This is a genomic window from Vibrio sp. QJM3NY_26 (assembly GCF_057786005.1).
Genome location: NZ_CM173516.1, coordinates 376,999 through 392,450, shown reverse-complemented (window position 1 = coordinate 392,450; position 15,452 = coordinate 376,999). Strand labels below are relative to the sequence as shown.

Below are 15,452 nucleotides of genomic sequence, written 5' to 3'. Positions count from 1 at the left end.
GCGGCGATGTTATCATACCCCTCAATACGTGCTTGTATCAAAAAGCAATTTTGTGCGTATGGTAGAACTAAAAAAGCGAAGCCATTGGCTTCGCTTTTGTCTGTTTATCGAGAGGTGAGCTTAGTATTTCTAAGCATTATCCGTTCTAAACGCTTTCCAGAAGTTGGTTGAATGATTAGTCAGCGTTGCGCTCTGCAAATTTCTCTAGTCCTAGAACCAAGGCAATAGCAGCCAACATCATCACAATCGCCATTACCAGCTGAGAAGGCTGAGAGGTTACGGCTTCAAAATCAAACGGTGACAGATTTTCTTGAAGTAGAGGAACTTGCTCACCCTTTGAATTTGTACGCCAGCTGATGGTTTCTTTCCACGGCCAAATCTTAGGCAGCGTACCGATCATCAAACCAGTTAAGAACACTAATGTGAAATCGCGGAATGAGCGCAGTAACCAAGAAAGTACGTGCGAGAAAGTCAGTAGGCCAATCACACAGCCACTAAGGAATAGCGCAAGCACATCGATTTGGAACTCTTTAACCGCACCAAGAACCGGACCATACATACCAATCAATAGCAGAATGAAGCTACCCGAGATACCCGGCAAAATCATCGCACAGATCGCAATCGCACCCGCAATGAGAACATTGATGCTGGTTGGTTCCATTTGCAGCGGCTTAAGCACGGTAATGCTATAGGCGAAAGCAACGCCAAGCAGCAAAAACACGAATCGAATCATATCGCGCTTCTCTACTTGCTTAAGAATATGGAAAACCGACACCAAGATCAGGCCAAAGAAGAAAGACCACAGTGGAACGGGGTGGGTGACTAATAACCAAGAAATCAGTTTTGCAAATGTCGCAATGCTCGTGAATACGCCTGCGAACAGTGAAATCAGGAAGAAACCATTGATGTGGTTAAACGCGGCTTTGAAGCCTTCGCGTTTCCATAAGCCAAGTAAGCTAGGGTTAATCCTGCGAATGCTTTCTAGCAGCGTATCGTAGATACCAGTGATGAATGCGATGGTTCCGCCCGACACGCCAGGAACAACGTCTGCTGCGCCCATTGCCATGCCTTTGAAAAAAGTACTTAAGTAGTTCATTGCTTCATAGAGTTGAGGGTAATTTTGTGCAGTATACAAACTTTAGTGTAAAAAAAGTATGAATATGCCATTGGGGAAGGGCTTTTATTACTCTCTTAATTGTAAGGCAATAAGTTGAACTGAACATTTGCCTAACATTTAAAATACAACCACTTAGTAATTTGTCATTAAGAGCAGAGATGAAACTGATCTCTTATCGATATTGCATCTTGGTTGCATTATGCAAATGCACTTTGCAATTCGCATGACAAATTCATGGTTTTTATGCGATGCAGGGCTTATAAAACGTCGAATAAAAGTTGGCACGCTAACTGCATTATATTAATTGACCCTTCTTAAGCCGAGGGTCACCTAGCCAACTGACGTTGTTAGTGAACCTATTGATTTGTTCACAAATATATAGAGCCAATCGCGATTATTGCGGTTGGCTATTTTTTTGCCTGTCGTTTGGTGATTGTCTTTTTTCTTTTCCAGCTCCTACATTTTTAAGCTCTAAACTTCAGATGAAAAAAAAGCCAGCCACCATTGGTGACTAGCTTAAGCTTTTCTCGAATCAATCTCGATTCCGTTTTAGTACCCCATCAACTGCAGCAAGTTCTCCGCCGTGCTGATTGCTTCTTTACGGTTAGCAATGTTGAGCTTTTGATAAAGGTTACGGATGTGAGTTTTGATCGTGGTCCCCGCTACATCGAGCTCTTGAGCGATTTGCTCATTACTGAACCCAGAATAGATCAGACCAAGTACTTGCCATTCACGCTGGGTGAGTGGGCTAGTGCGCACAAGCTCAGGAATATTCGGGTGATTAACTAAGTTCTCAACAAAGTCTTCATCGAAGTGAACCGAGCGGCTGCGTTGGGTGGTTGAGATATCTTTCATGATCTGTTGAGCGCGATGGCGTTCTAAGTCACCTAAGCCTGGCTTGTTGCTCAATTTATCCAAGATATGCCCGATAGTTCCACCGTCGACTAAGAAGTTACCAACCATACCGGTTTGGTTGGTCATATGAAGCGCTTCTTCAAGTAGCACGCGTGCGCTGTCTTCATCGTTAATTTGTGTACGCAACACCGCTTCAACGATCAAGTTTCGGTTGGTGTCTGTAATCAGATGTGAACGCTGCGCTTCACTCTTAAGGAAAATCAGCGCTTCTTCCGCATCTTCATACTGCTCAAGGATGATGTGAGAACGTACGATGTTTCGCCATTGAAGCTGGCAAAAGTGGTTACTTGCCGATTCAGGTCGAACCGCCACGCTTAGCCAATCACGGATTGCCTCTTTATTGCCTTTTACTTGCCAGAAAAGAATCAAAGACAAAGAAGCATTTGCCGTCCAGTCCACGTGGTAAGTTGATTGACGTAGCAGGTGTTGAATTTGGTCGATAAACTTCGACGCTTTATCAATCTCGCCGCGGCTCAATGAAATTCGAGCCAGCATAGAATAGCTGTGCAGGTGTTTACTCGGAGAGTGGTGACCAAGGATATCTAAGCCTTTGTAGCAACATTCTTCCGCTTCATCTAGTCGGTTCCAACACCAGAAGATCTGAGCGCGAACACGCAGCAAAAATTCATGTAGAGGAACGTATTGAAGCTGATGCTCTTCGATCAATTTGAATGCGCTGTCTTGTAGCTCAAATGCAGCTTGAACATAACCTTGAGCAATCAAGATTTCGCTTTGCTGAAGAATTGCCCATAGAGCCTGATGGTAAACCTGATACTGACGTGCCAGTTTTTCTGTTTGTTGCATCATCGGTAGCGCACGGCTTAGGTTACCCATTACGTGATTCACTTCGCCCACAACCGAGGTTGCGACAATGCGGCTACGATAAACGGTGGTGTTCAACTGGCTCAACGAAAGCTCAGCCAACTCCAATGCTTTCTCAGGCTCATTGCTGTTGATGGCAACTTGGGCACGCAAGGCATTGTATTGGCCTTGTTGCTGAGTATCGAGTTCAATGTTTCGAGCTTGATATTGAGTCTCAGCCTCTTCCAACAAAGTACCCACTTGATCATAACGGTGCTGACTTTGTGCCAGCCAAGCGCGCAGCATTGATAGCTTCGGCTCACTGTATAGTTGATCCGTAGTCAGTTGCTTGATCGCCATCTCTAATGATGAAAGCTCACCTTGGTTGAACATCGGCCAACCGTGTTCAGTCAGGATTTGGATGATCAGATCTGGATCTTCAGCACGTTGTGCATGTCGCAGTGCTTGATGAGGCGTTTTCTGTTTGATCCACGCTTTCGCGGCACTCCGGTGCAACTCGGCTTCTTGTTGCGGAATTCGAGCTTGGCGCTCATGGGCAAGAAACTCACCGAATAGATTGTGGAATCGGTACCAGTTTTTCTCGCCTTCAAGCGGGTAGATGAATAAGCCAAATCGGTTGAGTGATTCGATCATACCCAGTGCGTCTTCACGCTGTGTAAGCGCGCAGACTAATTCGTCATTGAAATGATCAAGTACTGAACACTGCATCAAGAACTGTCGGGTTTCTTTATCCAGTAGATCGAATACTTCTTCAACCAAGTAATCCCAAAGGTGGGCATGGTTAAAGTGAGAGAACGATTCTGCAGATTGCGCAAGGGTACGTTTTTGATGTTGAGCTTGAAGGGCAATAAGCTGTAACGCCGAAGGCCACCCCTCAACATAAGTACAGATACTACCAGCGGTCGTGTCATCTACGCCATCGGCGACACGTTGATTGAAGAAGCGCGTCGTCTCTTCAGTATCAAAAGCCAGAGAGTCGTTTCCAATCTCAATCATCAAATCACGAACACGAAGGTTTGCAGTTCCAAGTGGTGGAGTGCCACGGCTAGTCACAACAAGCGTCAGGTTGTCAGGCATGTGTTTAAGGAAGAAGCGCATAGCTTCGTGGATGTCGTCATTGTTGACCAAGTGATAGTCATCCAACACAAGGAAACATTCGTGATGGAATTCAGACATCTCAGCAAACACTTCACTTAACAAAGAATGCAACGATGAAAATTGTCGCTTTTCTGCCAGCTTTTGGGCATTAGGGCAGGCATTTTGAGTCGCTTTATTGAGTGATTGCATTAGGTAGTTGATAAAGCGAAAGGCATCGTTGTCACTGTCATCAATGCTGTACCAACCCACATTGGGCTTATCTACCAGCCATTGAGCTGCCATTGTGGTTTTGCCGTACCCCGCTGGAGAGCGGAATAATACAAGCTTATAGCAATCTGCGTGTTGGAGCAGATCGAGAACCCTAGGTCGTAGGATTGCATTATGTAAGCGGCCGGGACGAGTCAGTTTCGAAGGGATCCACATGTCGAAGTTTTTCACCTATTCCGTGGCTTATGTTCTGGATTACCTCAATCTATCGTTGAGTGTAATCGAATGACATCAGCCTAATTACTTAAGTCTTCAATCATATTACGTGAAGCAAAACGGCACCGACTATGATCCTCCTCAGAAACCTTGCACTCCTGCATGTTTTTAGGCTTCTACGCCCTTTATTTGAGACTTTGCTCACATAGCGGGTTGGTTTGTGAATGTGACTTCCTTCATCTCAACACGTAAATCTATGCAAAAGATGAGAGGAAGAAATTATTTTCGTGATCTGAATATCAAATTTGATAATGACTTTAATCCGGTTAAATAAAAGTCACATCAATTGAAGGTAAGTTATCGAACGGGAGCTTGTGATCTTAGTCACTCCAAGTTTTTGTTCGAAGTCAGAACATGAGAGTCAGATCACTAACCCTATGTCGGTACGCCCCCTACGCCCTCCCATCTACTCCTAGTTTGTCGCGTTAGCGGGAGGATGTTTAGTTAATGGTGACCATGCACGATATGTGACAGATGAATTAGAACTATTAAAAGCGAGATTTCTGAAATGAAACCAACTCAGCAAAAAACTTTCGATAAAGTGTCGTTCCAAGAAAGCGTTAAGAAGCATTTATCTGCAACCTACGCAACAACGATTGAAAACGCAGATAGCCGCGCATGGTACCTAGCAATGGGGCGTGCGCTAGCAGAATTGACAACATTTGATCTGTTAGAAACTGAAAATGACGAAAAAATTAAGAACGCGAAGAGCGTTAACTACCTTTCACTAGAGTTTTTGATTGGTCGTTTAACAGGTAATAACCTGATCAGCATGGGTCTGTACGAACAGATCACTCATGCAATGGAAGAGCTAGGTCAAAACCTAACGGATCTTCTAGAAGAAGAACGCGACCCATCACTAGGCAATGGTGGTCTTGGTCGTTTAGCCGCTTGTTTCATGGATTCTTGTGCCGCTCAAGAATACCCAACAGTAGGCTACGGTCTTCACTACGAATACGGTCTATTCAAACAGTCTTTCCAAGACGGTCGTCAACAAGAAGCACCTGACGCATGGCGTGGTGTTGAAGGTTACCCATGGGAAGTAGCTCGTCCAGAACTAGCACAACACATTGGTTTTTACGGTCATGTAGAAGTTGAATATATCGACGGTAAAGAAGTTCGTACTTGGGTTCCGGGTATGGAAGTGAAAGCAATGCCTTGGGATCTACCTATCGTAGGTTACGAGTCAAACACAGTTTACCCATTGCGTCTTTGGGAATGTCAGGCAATCGCACCATTCTCACTAGCAAGCTTTAACAACGGTGACTACTTCGAAGCGCAACACTCGCTAATCGATGCAGGCAACATCACTAAAGTACTTTACCCGAACGACAACCACGAGAAAGGTAAGACACTGCGTCTAATGCAGCAGTACTTCCACTCAGCAGCGTCTGTTCGCGATATTCTACGTCGTCACGAAGCAGCAGGTTTCTCTCTAGAAGATTTGCCTAAGCAAGAAACGATTCAACTGAACGATACGCACCCAACGATCGCTATCCCTGAATTGATGCGCATCCTGATCGATGAGAAAGGTTTAACTTGGGACCAAGCTTGGGAAATCAGTGCTCATACGTTCGCATACACGAACCACACACTACTTCCAGAAGCATTAGAGACTTGGTCTGAATCTTTGATCAACCGTCTTCTTCCACGTCACATGGAAATCATTTTTGAAATCAACCACCGCTTCATGCAAGAAGTTCGCAAGATGTGGCCTGGTGACGGTGAGAAGCAAGCGAAGCTTTCTATCATCCAAGAAGGTTTCCACCGCATGGTTCGCATGGCAAACCTATGTGTGATTGGCTCTTACAAAGTAAACGGTGTAGCTGCGCTTCACTCTCAACTGGTTAAGAAAGACTTGTTCCCTGAGTTCAACGAAATCTTCCCAGGCAAACTGACTAACGTAACGAACGGCATTACGCCACGTCGTTGGTTGAAGTTCTGTAACCCAGGGCTATCTACGCTAATTACTGGCAAGATAGGCACTGAGTGGCCAGCAAAACTAGAGCAGCTTGAAGGCATAGCTAAGTTTGCAACAGACGCGAAATTCCAAAAAGAATTCATGGCTGTTAAGAAAGAAAACAAACAGCGCCTTGCTGATTGGGTTCAAGAGAACATGGGTATCGAGCTAGATACGAACGCTATCTTCGACGTGCAAATCAAGCGTCTTCACGAATACAAGCGTCAGCACCTAGATTTGCTACACATTCTATCTCTGTACCACCGTATTCTTAACGAACCTGGTTTCGAGTGTGAGCCACGCGTATGTTTCTTCGCAGCGAAAGCAGCACCGGGTTACCACCTAGCGAAAGAGATCATCTTCGCGGTTAACAAGATTGCAGAGAAGATCAACAACGACCCTCGCATTGGCAACAAGCTGAAAGTGGTATTCATCCCTGATTACCGTGTAAGCATGGCTGAAATCATTATTCCTGCGGCAGATGTTTCTCAGCAAATCTCACTGGCTGGTAAAGAAGCATCGGGTACGGGCAACATGAAGATGGCGCTAAACGGCGCGCTAACTATCGGTACGATGGATGGTGCAAACGTTGAGATTCGTGAAGAAGTTGGCGATGAAAACATCTACATCTTTGGCCTAGACGTTGATGGTGTAGTGGCATTGCAAGCTCAGGGTTACAACCCATACGATTACTACAACGCAGACCCACTGCTGAAAGCATCTCTAGACCTACTGACTGGCGATGAGTTCTCTCCAGGTCAACCAGGCCTTCTACGTGCAACGTTTGATAGCCTACTAGACGGTGGCGACCCGTACCTATGTCTTGCTGACTTCGCATCTTATGTGAAAGCACATGAAGACATGGGCAAGCAGTACAAAGACCAAGCAGGTTGGGCTAAGAAAGCGATTCTTAACACAGCATTGGTTGGTAAGTTCACATCAGACCGCTCTATTCGCGATTACGTGAACAACATTTGGAAACTTGAAGCGGTTAACCGTTAATACTTCCAAAGTAGCCAAGGCAGTTTCTGCCTTGGCTCAATTAGCTTGTGAGCAAACGAAAGGCTTAAAGGTTTGTCGTTTATAAACAAGATGCTTACAAACTGATTGTCACAAGCTAATTGATTAGTAACAAATTAAATAACAACCCTACAAAATTGAAAGCGTCAGAACGTTTTCGGAGAGAGCGATGAAAGAACAGACCGTATTAAAACAAGTCGCAGAAATGGCAAATATTGCCGACAGTTACGTTAGTGCGTGGGGCGATGAAGCACAAGTATCAGAAGAGACGATTACGTCTCTATTGGCTTCATTGGGCTACGATACAAGCAGCGATGATGCACTGCTTAAATCTGCAGAAAGAAAACACAAAAAAGATGTACTAGACCCAGTTCTTGTCTTGCGTGACGGTGAGCCAGTAGAGGTGGCGCTTAATCTAGGTGTTAGTGCTCGTGAAAGTGAGTTCAGCTGGCGCTTAGAAACCGAGCAAGGAGAGGTACTTGAAGGCTATCTTCAATCTCAAGTCGTTCGTGACGAGCGTGCCGAGGGTGGCCCTTTAGTGTTTGCATTGCCAAGTGATTTGGCATGGGGTTATCACAAGCTGATTGTGAGTCGTAAGCGCCGTAAGAAGCCTTACGAGATGACATTGATCATTACGCCAAAAGCGTGTTTCAAGCAGTCACCAATCGAGCAAGGCAAAAAGCTTTGGGGACCAAGTGTTCAACTGTACACACTAAGAACTCAGCACAACTGGGGTATTGGTGATTTTGGTGACCTTAAACAGCTTGTTGCTGATATCGCTTCTCGCGGTGGTGATTTTGTTGGCTTAAACCCAATTCACTCATTATTCCCAGCGAACCCAGAAGGCGCGAGCCCATACAGCCCGTCGTCACGTCGTTGGTTGAACATCTTATACATTGATGTGAGCTCAGTACCTGAATTCGCATTAAGTGCTGAAGCACAACAAACGGTAGGCAGCGCTGAATTCCAACAGCGTCTACAAAAAGCTCGTGAAGCGCACTGGGTAAACTACACCGAAGTGTCTGAGCTTAAGATGAGTATCTTGCCTCTGTTATTCGCAGAATTTAAGACTCGTCATCTAGACAAGAACAGCGATCGTGCACAAGCGTTCTTAGCATTTGTAGAAGAAGGTGGTGAAAGCCTGATGCATCAAGCGGCGTTTGATGCTCTGCACGGTGAGTTACATGCCGAAGATTCAGGTATATGGGGCTGGCCAGTATTCCCAGAGAAGTATCGTACATTCGAAAGCCCAGCGACACAGAAATACATTAAAGAGAACCTAGAGAATGTTCATCTTTACATGTACCTGCAGTGGTTAGCGGATTGCCAAATCAACGATGCACAGTCTCTTGCTGAAGAGAAAGGCATGGCCGTTGGTTTGTACCGTGACCTAGCTGTTGGTGTTGCTGATTCAGGCAGCGAAACTTGGGCCGATGAAGGCAACCTAGTGATGGATGCGAGCATCGGTGCTCCACCAGATGTGCTTGGTCCTCTAGGTCAAAACTGGGGTTTACCACCACTTAATCCTGAAGTGCTTCAAGAAACGAGCTACGACGCATACATTAAGCTACTCCGTGCCAATATGAAGCACTGTGGTGCACTTCGTATTGATCATGTTTTGGGCCTACTGCGTTTGTGGTGGATTCCAAAAGGCGAAAACGCAACCAAGGGTGCGTACATCTACTACCCAGTACAAGACATGCTGTCAATTCTGGCGCTTGAATCTCACCGTTACCAATGTAGCGTTATTGGTGAAGATTTAGGTACTGTGCCGGATGAAATCGTCGATATTCTAGCGGATGCGGGCGTGCATTCTTATAAAGTATTCTTCTTCGAAACATCAGAAGATGACGGTGGCTTTATTTCACCGAAACATTATGCGCCACAATCGATGGCGGCACTTTGTACTCATGATATGCCAACGCTTCGCGGCTTCTGGCATTGTGATGACTTGAAAATGGGTCAAGAGATTGGTTTATACCCAGATGCAGAACAGCTAGAAACCTTGTTCGATGACCGTCTGGAGTGCAAACAAGGTATCTTAGATTCAGTGGCATGGCATGGCTTCTTACCTGAAGGTGTTGGTCGTGATGCAAGCCAAGTACCGATGGACTCTTATCTTGCTGAAGCACTTCAACTGCACGTTGCGGCTGGTGGTTCGACACTTCTTAGTGTTCAACTGGAAGATTGGTTAGAGATGGACAAGCCAGTAAACATTCCTGGCACTGTCGATGAATACCCTAACTGGCGTCGTAAACTATCAATGAACTTGGACGAAATATTTGCTCACGAAGGGGTAAATCGTATCGCTTCTAAGCTGACTGACGTTCGAGAAAAAGCAGCTAAGTAATGACGTTGAGTGGCTTGAAAATAGGTGGTTTTTTGCTTACGCCGTACGAAACTACAACCTCGGTCACTCAATAATGAATGCTCATCTGGTAGAATAAACCGTCGTTATATTGCCCGCACTAATAGCGGGCATTTTTGTATTATATTTTTTGGATGTTTGGTTAGGGAGAAGCGTTTTGGAACTAAGTTCTATTTCAAAGCAAAAACAAATATATACCCAACTATCACAGGCTTGTTTCACTGACCCATTTGCGTTTTTAGGGCCATACCTACCTTCTGAGCAAGGTGCATTACGTGTGTGGATTCCTGGGGCAAATAAAGTCGAGTTGATTGTTGGAAAGGAACCTCGTATTGAGTTAGCGCGAGAGGGTGAAAGTGGTTTCATTCTTAAGCAAGAGAGAGATTTACGTTTTACTCACTACAAGCTCGCGGTTGATTGGGCTGGAGTCGAGCAGATCATCGATGATCCATATCAGTACCACGATCTGTACGCGAGTTATGAAGATCTCCATACACCTAAAGATATGTATCATCACATGGGGGCTCAGTTTATTACGCTAGAGCGTGATGGACAGACGATTTCAGGTACGCGTTTCTTGGTGTATGCACCGCATGCAACAGCGGCAAGCTTAGTGGGTAACTTCAACGCTTGGGATGGTCGTCGTCATCCAATGCAACGCTTAGATTATGGCATGTGGGGCCTATTCATTCCTGAACTGGAAGAAGGCGCTCAATACAAGTTTGAATTAAAAGGACCTGATGGCGAAGGCTTACCACACAAAGCTGACCCATGGGGTTTTTACTCTGAGCAATACCCTTCATTTTCTTCTGTGACTTACGATCACGCTCGTTACGAGTGGCAAGATACTCAGTGGCAGAATCGCCCAGTAACGCAAAAGCGTAAAGAAGCACTTTCGTTCTATGAACTGCACGCTGGTTCTGGAAGCGTAACGCTGAAGGGGAATTCTTAAACTACCGTGAACTTGCTGCTGAATTGATCCCATATTTAACGGACTTGGGTTACACGCATGTAGAGTTGATGCCGGTTTCAGAGCATCCGTTTTACGGTTCTTGGGGCTATCAGCCAATAGGCTTGTTCGCTCCAACGAGTCGTTTTGGCTCTCCTGATGACTTCAAATTCTTCGTCGATCAATGTCACCAAGCTGGTCTGGGTGTTGTTCTGGATTGGGTTCCAGCACACTTCCCTAGTGATGATCACGGCTTAGCCAACTTTGATGGAACACCTTTGTTCCATGATCCAGATCCACGTCGTGGTTGGCACCAAGATTGGAGTTCGTACATTTACGATTTAGGCAAAGAGCATGTGCGCCGTTTCTTGGTTGCAAACGCACTGTACTGGTTTGAACAATTCCATATCGACGGCATTCGTGTTGATGCGGTTGCTTCGATGTTGTACCTCGATTATTCGCGTAGCCATGATCAATGGATTCCGAATGCAGACGGCGGCAACGAAAACTACGATGCTATCGCAACCCTTAAGTGGATGAACGAAGAAGTGTACAAGCACTTCCCGAATGCGATGACGATTGCTGAAGAATCAACGGCTTTCCCTGGTGTTTCAGCCCCAACCTTTATGGGCGGCTTAGGCTTCGGCTTTAAGTGGAACATGGGTTGGATGCACGATAGTTTGTCTTACATCCAAGAAGATCCAATCAATCGTAAATATCACCACGATACAATTACCTTCCCATTGGTTTATGCACACAGTGAGAACTATGTATTGTCTCTATCTCACGATGAGGTGGTTTATGGTAAAGGATCTATCCACGAAAAAATGCCTGGTGATGAGTGGCAGCAAACGGCAAATCTACGTGCTTACATGGGTTATATGTACGCGCAGCCAGGTAAGAAACTGAACTTCATGGGTGCTGAATTTGGTCAGACGGCGGAATGGAACCACGATGATCAACTGCAATGGTTCTTGCTAGATTATGAACGTCATCAAGGTGTTCAGCGCTTAACGAAAGATTTGAACAATCTGTACCGTTCTGAAGCCGCAATGCATGATCTTGATTTCGACCCAAAAGGTTTTGAGTGGCGTCTACAGGATTCAGCTGAAGCGAGCATCTTAGCTCATGAGCGTATCAGTGAATCAGGCGAGCGTGTATTGGTGGTTTCTAACTTTACCCCCGTTCCTCATGAGCACTTCCGCTTAGGCGTTCCAGCACAAGGTCAGTACTCTTTGTTATTGAATACAGACTCTGCGGATTATGCAGGCAGTGGCTTTGAAGTGAAGCCGGTTGCTGAGGTTGAATCAGTAGAAAGCGAAGGCTTAGACACATCGATTGAGCTGCGTTTACCACCGTTATCGACCGTTTTTTACAAGCTAAATTAGGTCTATAAGTTGAAGTAAGCGATAACTAAAAAGAAAATGGGAGCTGAAAGGCTCCCATTTTTGTATTTCTAATGCTTGGTTTAATGCTTGGTTTAATGCTTGGTTTAATGCTGTTTGAAGTTCGTGAGATAGAACATTGAACGTCCTACGACAGTTTCAAGGATTCGAACGGAATCAAGCCCAAAGCTATTAAACATTATCTCGCGGAATTGACCATCTGAACTGATATTAAACTGTTCAGGGCTCTTGACCTGGGAGGCATGGAAAAACATCAATTTGATCACGAATCGAAATTGATCATTATCTAGAGCGTTTTGCCAAGATTGAATGAATACTTCTTCCGACGAGAACTCTAGATTCTCTATAACAATTGATAGCATGTGTTGGTGTAGCGCTGATCGGATAGCGCGGGTCGATGGATAATAGCCCTGAAGCGTCGTCAAACTAATGCCAATTTCTTGAGCAATCCTTGCATAAGTTAGTGCTTCATGTCCTTCAGCCAGAAAAAGGTTTAGTACGATCTCATCGTAGTGCTTTTGATTTTCTAGTTTCTGTACTTGAGTAATTCGAGCGATTACAAATCTCTATTGAGTGTAGCATTCTGTAAGCGTGTGTATTAAGAGTTTCTAAATTAGATTTCAAACCAAAGACGTAAGTAAACGGTCAGTTTATCGTCAAAAATAGTCAGTATTGAGTTATTGGTTCAATTGTTAATCAGATCTTGGCACACATAAAAACACCGCCCTACTGAGCGGTGTGTAATTTTAAGTCGTTGTTTGTATGTGGTAAATGAAAACTTAGAATGGATACCAAAACAATTCAGGTTCAAGAATGCGTTTCGCTATGGCCAACACCACAATAAAAGCAATGACACTCAAACAAACAAAGTCGATACGTCTCAAAGGCGAATAGCTATACCAAGTACGTGCCTTGTGTCGGCCAAAGCCTCGAAGCGTCATTGCATTTGAAATCTCGTCTGCGCGGTCTAAGCTAGAGAAAATGAGCGGCCCTAGAACCTTAGCCACGTTTTTGATTCGAGTTATTAGGGGCGCTTTCTTCGAGAGTTCTACACCACGAGCTTGCTGAGCATGCATGATATTGATGAAGTCCTTCTTAACCTCTGGCAAGTAACGCAGCGTTAAGCTTACCGCATAGGCGATCTTGTACGGAACACCGATACGGTTGAGGCTTGCGGCAAACTCAGTCGGATGCGTAGTGAAGACGAATATTAACGCTATCGGAAACATGCTCATGTACTTAAGCGTGACGGTGACTAAGTAAAACAGAGTCTCCTGGCTCAACGAGTAGTTACCCGGTAATGTCAGTAATACAGTTTCGCTACCGATGAGCTCAGTGCCTTGCTGCGGAGCAAGCAGGAACATGAATAAAGCATTTAGGCTTAAGACACTCGCCGTACCTAATAACAAAGGCTTATACACGCGTATAGGCACATTGGTGAGCTTTAATAGGTATAAACCAGTCATAATAAGCAGCGTAATCAATCTCAGGTCGAACGTAGTCAATACCACGGTTACCCAAGCTAAGAAGAGTGCAAATTTCGTGATGCCATTTAATGCGTGCAGGGGGGATTTGGTATCAATGTAGTTGATGCCGAATTTTACTTTTGATGCGTTCATAGAGAACTTCTCTCGTAGTCGATGAAGTACTGCATAAACGCATTGGTATCGTCGATTTTCATCATAGTCGCGAGTTCATAAATACTAGTGGTACAGAGGTTTGCACGTTCTAGAAGCGATGGCTGACTAAACACTTCCGTCATGGCGGCATTGGCAATAAGCTTGCTGTCTGCGATTACGATCGAACGTGTGGTGTACTCTAGAACGAGATGCATGTCGTGTGAGATGATCACCACAGTAATCCCCAAATCACGGTTAAGCTTTTGGATAAACGCCAACATTGACGTGTAGTTTCGGTAATCTTGGCCAGCTGTTGGTTCATCCAAGATGAGGAGTTCAGGCTCCAACACTAAAATAGAAGCGATCGTTACACGCTTTTTCTGACCGTAGCTCAAAGCTTCGATAGGCCAGTGACGGAACTTACTCAGCCCACACAGCTCAAGAACGTTCTCAACTTTTTCTTTGACCTCATCTTCTGCAACGCCACGGTTACGAAGACCAAAAGCAATCTCGTCAAAAATCATATGATGCGAGATCATATGATTTGGGTTCTGCATTACTACACCGACTTTTTGGCTTCTTTCGAAGATAGAAAGCTCAGATAAGTCTTCACCATTGAGATAGGAAGAGCCTGAATCGGCATCGATCACACCCATGATGAGTTTGGTGATGGTAGATTTACCCGAACCGTTCTTGCCCAGAATCGAAACAAACTCGCCTTTGCCAATCTTGAAGCTCACATCTTCGAGTGCGTTCTTCTCGCCATCGTAAGAATAAGTCAGACCATGAACTTCAAGTAAAGGTTGATACTGCTTTTCTGCAGCAGGGGCCGGGCGGTCAGCAAACCAAGCTTGAACTGCTGGGCGGAACCTTTTGTAATCCAAAGCTTTGAGGTTTGACAGCTTATCTTCGCAGGTTAGTGGGGCTTTCGCCGCTTTAAGCGCAGATAAGTAAAGAGGCTCACGAATACCATGCGTATCAAGTAACTTAGACGCTAAAATTTCATCGGGAGTCATATCCGCGACGATTTCACCGCGCTCCATTAAGATCACACGATCGATATCACGATGCAGGACATCCTCAAGGCGGTGCTCGATAATCACGATGGTTTTGTTGGTTTCTTTATGCAGTTGGTCGATGATCTCGATGGTCGCCTTGCCGGTCTTAGGGTCAAGACTGGCTAAAGGCTCATCAAACAGCAAGATATCAACGTCATCAACTAAGATGCCGGCTAGCGATACTCGTTGCTTTTGACCACCTGAAAGATCGTGTGGCGAGCGCTCAAGCATGTCCGCTAGGTCAACCATTTTTGCAGTCGACTTAACTAACGGGTACATGTCAATGTTCGACATCAACTGGTTTTCTAATGCGAATGCGATATCTTCGCCGATGCTTAAACCCACAAATTGGCTGTCAGTATCTTGCAATACTGTGCCTACCTGCTCGGTATAGTCGTGCATCGAAAATTCAGAGATATTCTTGCTGTTGATCTCTAAATAGCCAGTTACCTCACCTTTAATTGCATGAGGTATTAGGCCATTGAGGCATTGACCTAGGGTAGATTTACCGCTTCCGCTTGGTCCAATAATGACGATTTTCTCTCCTTTCTCTATCCTTAGATTGATATTTTTTAGCGTCGGTTTATCCAGCGACTCATATCTAAAAGAGAAGTTCGAAAATTCTATAGTCATTGGC

General features: G+C 45.0%; 7 protein-coding genes and 1 pseudogene. 3 read left to right on the top strand and 5 right to left on the bottom strand.

What is annotated here, in order from left to right; all coding sequences use genetic code 11:
- Positions 1-175 precede the first annotated feature (175 nt).
- Positions 176-1,096, bottom strand: coding sequence for a polyprenyl-phosphate transporter (locus AC3CH4_RS17130; RefSeq protein ID WP_488544111.1), 921 nt, complete (start codon positions 1,094-1,096; stop codon positions 176-178).
- 570 nt (positions 1,097-1,666) lie between these two features.
- Positions 1,667-4,375, bottom strand: coding sequence for an HTH-type transcriptional regulator MalT (malT, locus tag AC3CH4_RS17125; RefSeq protein WP_488544354.1), 2,709 nt, complete (start codon positions 4,373-4,375; stop codon positions 1,667-1,669).
- Positions 4,376-4,943: 568 nt separating this feature from the next.
- Between malT and AC3CH4_RS17120 the strand changes: the two genes are divergently transcribed.
- From AC3CH4_RS17120 to glgB, 3 genes and pseudogenes are all read left to right on the top strand, one after another.
- Positions 4,944-7,397 (top strand): glycogen/starch/alpha-glucan phosphorylase, encoded by a 2,454-nt coding sequence (locus AC3CH4_RS17120; RefSeq protein WP_010431613.1) that lies wholly within the window; start codon positions 4,944-4,946, stop codon positions 7,395-7,397.
- A gap of 187 nt (positions 7,398-7,584) precedes the next feature.
- Positions 7,585-9,765: a 4-alpha-glucanotransferase gene (malQ, locus tag AC3CH4_RS17115; protein ID WP_474357096.1), complete on the top strand. Its 2,181-nt coding sequence runs from the start codon at positions 7,585-7,587 to the stop codon at positions 9,763-9,765.
- 175 nt (positions 9,766-9,940) lie between these two features.
- Positions 9,941-12,120: pseudogene (gene glgB, locus AC3CH4_RS17110) on the top strand (1,4-alpha-glucan branching protein GlgB).
- A gap of 104 nt (positions 12,121-12,224) precedes the next feature.
- Here the strand turns inward: glgB and AC3CH4_RS17105 are convergent.
- The 3 genes from AC3CH4_RS17105 to AC3CH4_RS17095 form a co-directional block, all read right to left on the bottom strand.
- On the bottom strand, positions 12,225-12,695 hold the full coding sequence (locus tag AC3CH4_RS17105; RefSeq protein ID WP_017072409.1) for a TetR/AcrR family transcriptional regulator: 471 nt from the start codon (positions 12,693-12,695) through the stop codon (positions 12,225-12,227).
- A gap of 222 nt (positions 12,696-12,917) precedes the next feature.
- Positions 12,918-13,757, bottom strand: coding sequence for an energy-coupling factor transporter transmembrane component T family protein (locus AC3CH4_RS17100; RefSeq protein WP_488544110.1), 840 nt, complete (start codon positions 13,755-13,757; stop codon positions 12,918-12,920).
- Positions 13,754-15,448 carry an ABC transporter ATP-binding protein gene (locus tag AC3CH4_RS17095; RefSeq protein ID WP_488544109.1) on the bottom strand — a complete coding sequence of 565 codons (1,695 nt, stop codon included), beginning with the start codon at positions 15,446-15,448 and terminating at the stop codon, positions 13,754-13,756. The genes AC3CH4_RS17100 and AC3CH4_RS17095 overlap by 4 nt, the downstream gene beginning before the upstream one ends.
- Positions 15,449-15,452 lie beyond the last annotated feature (4 nt).

Excerpts from the sequence above, each read along its gene's own strand:
- AC3CH4_RS17130 (WP_488544111.1), bottom strand. The coding sequence starts at position 1,096 with ATGAACTACTTAAGTACTTTTTTCAAAGGCATGGCAATGGGCGCAGCA.
- malT (WP_488544354.1), bottom strand. The coding sequence starts at position 4,375 with ATGTGGATCCCTTCGAAACTGACTCGTCCCGGCCGCTTACATAATGCA.
- AC3CH4_RS17120 (WP_010431613.1), top strand. The coding sequence starts at position 4,944 with ATGAAACCAACTCAGCAAAAAACTTTCGATAAAGTGTCGTTCCAAGAA.
- malQ (WP_474357096.1), top strand. The coding sequence starts at position 7,585 with ATGAAAGAACAGACCGTATTAAAACAAGTCGCAGAAATGGCAAATATT.
- AC3CH4_RS17100 (WP_488544110.1), bottom strand. The coding sequence starts at position 13,757 with ATGAACGCATCAAAAGTAAAATTCGGCATCAACTACATTGATACCAAA.
- AC3CH4_RS17095 (WP_488544109.1), bottom strand. The coding sequence starts at position 15,448 with ATGACTATAGAATTTTCGAACTTCTCTTTTAGATATGAGTCGCTGGAT.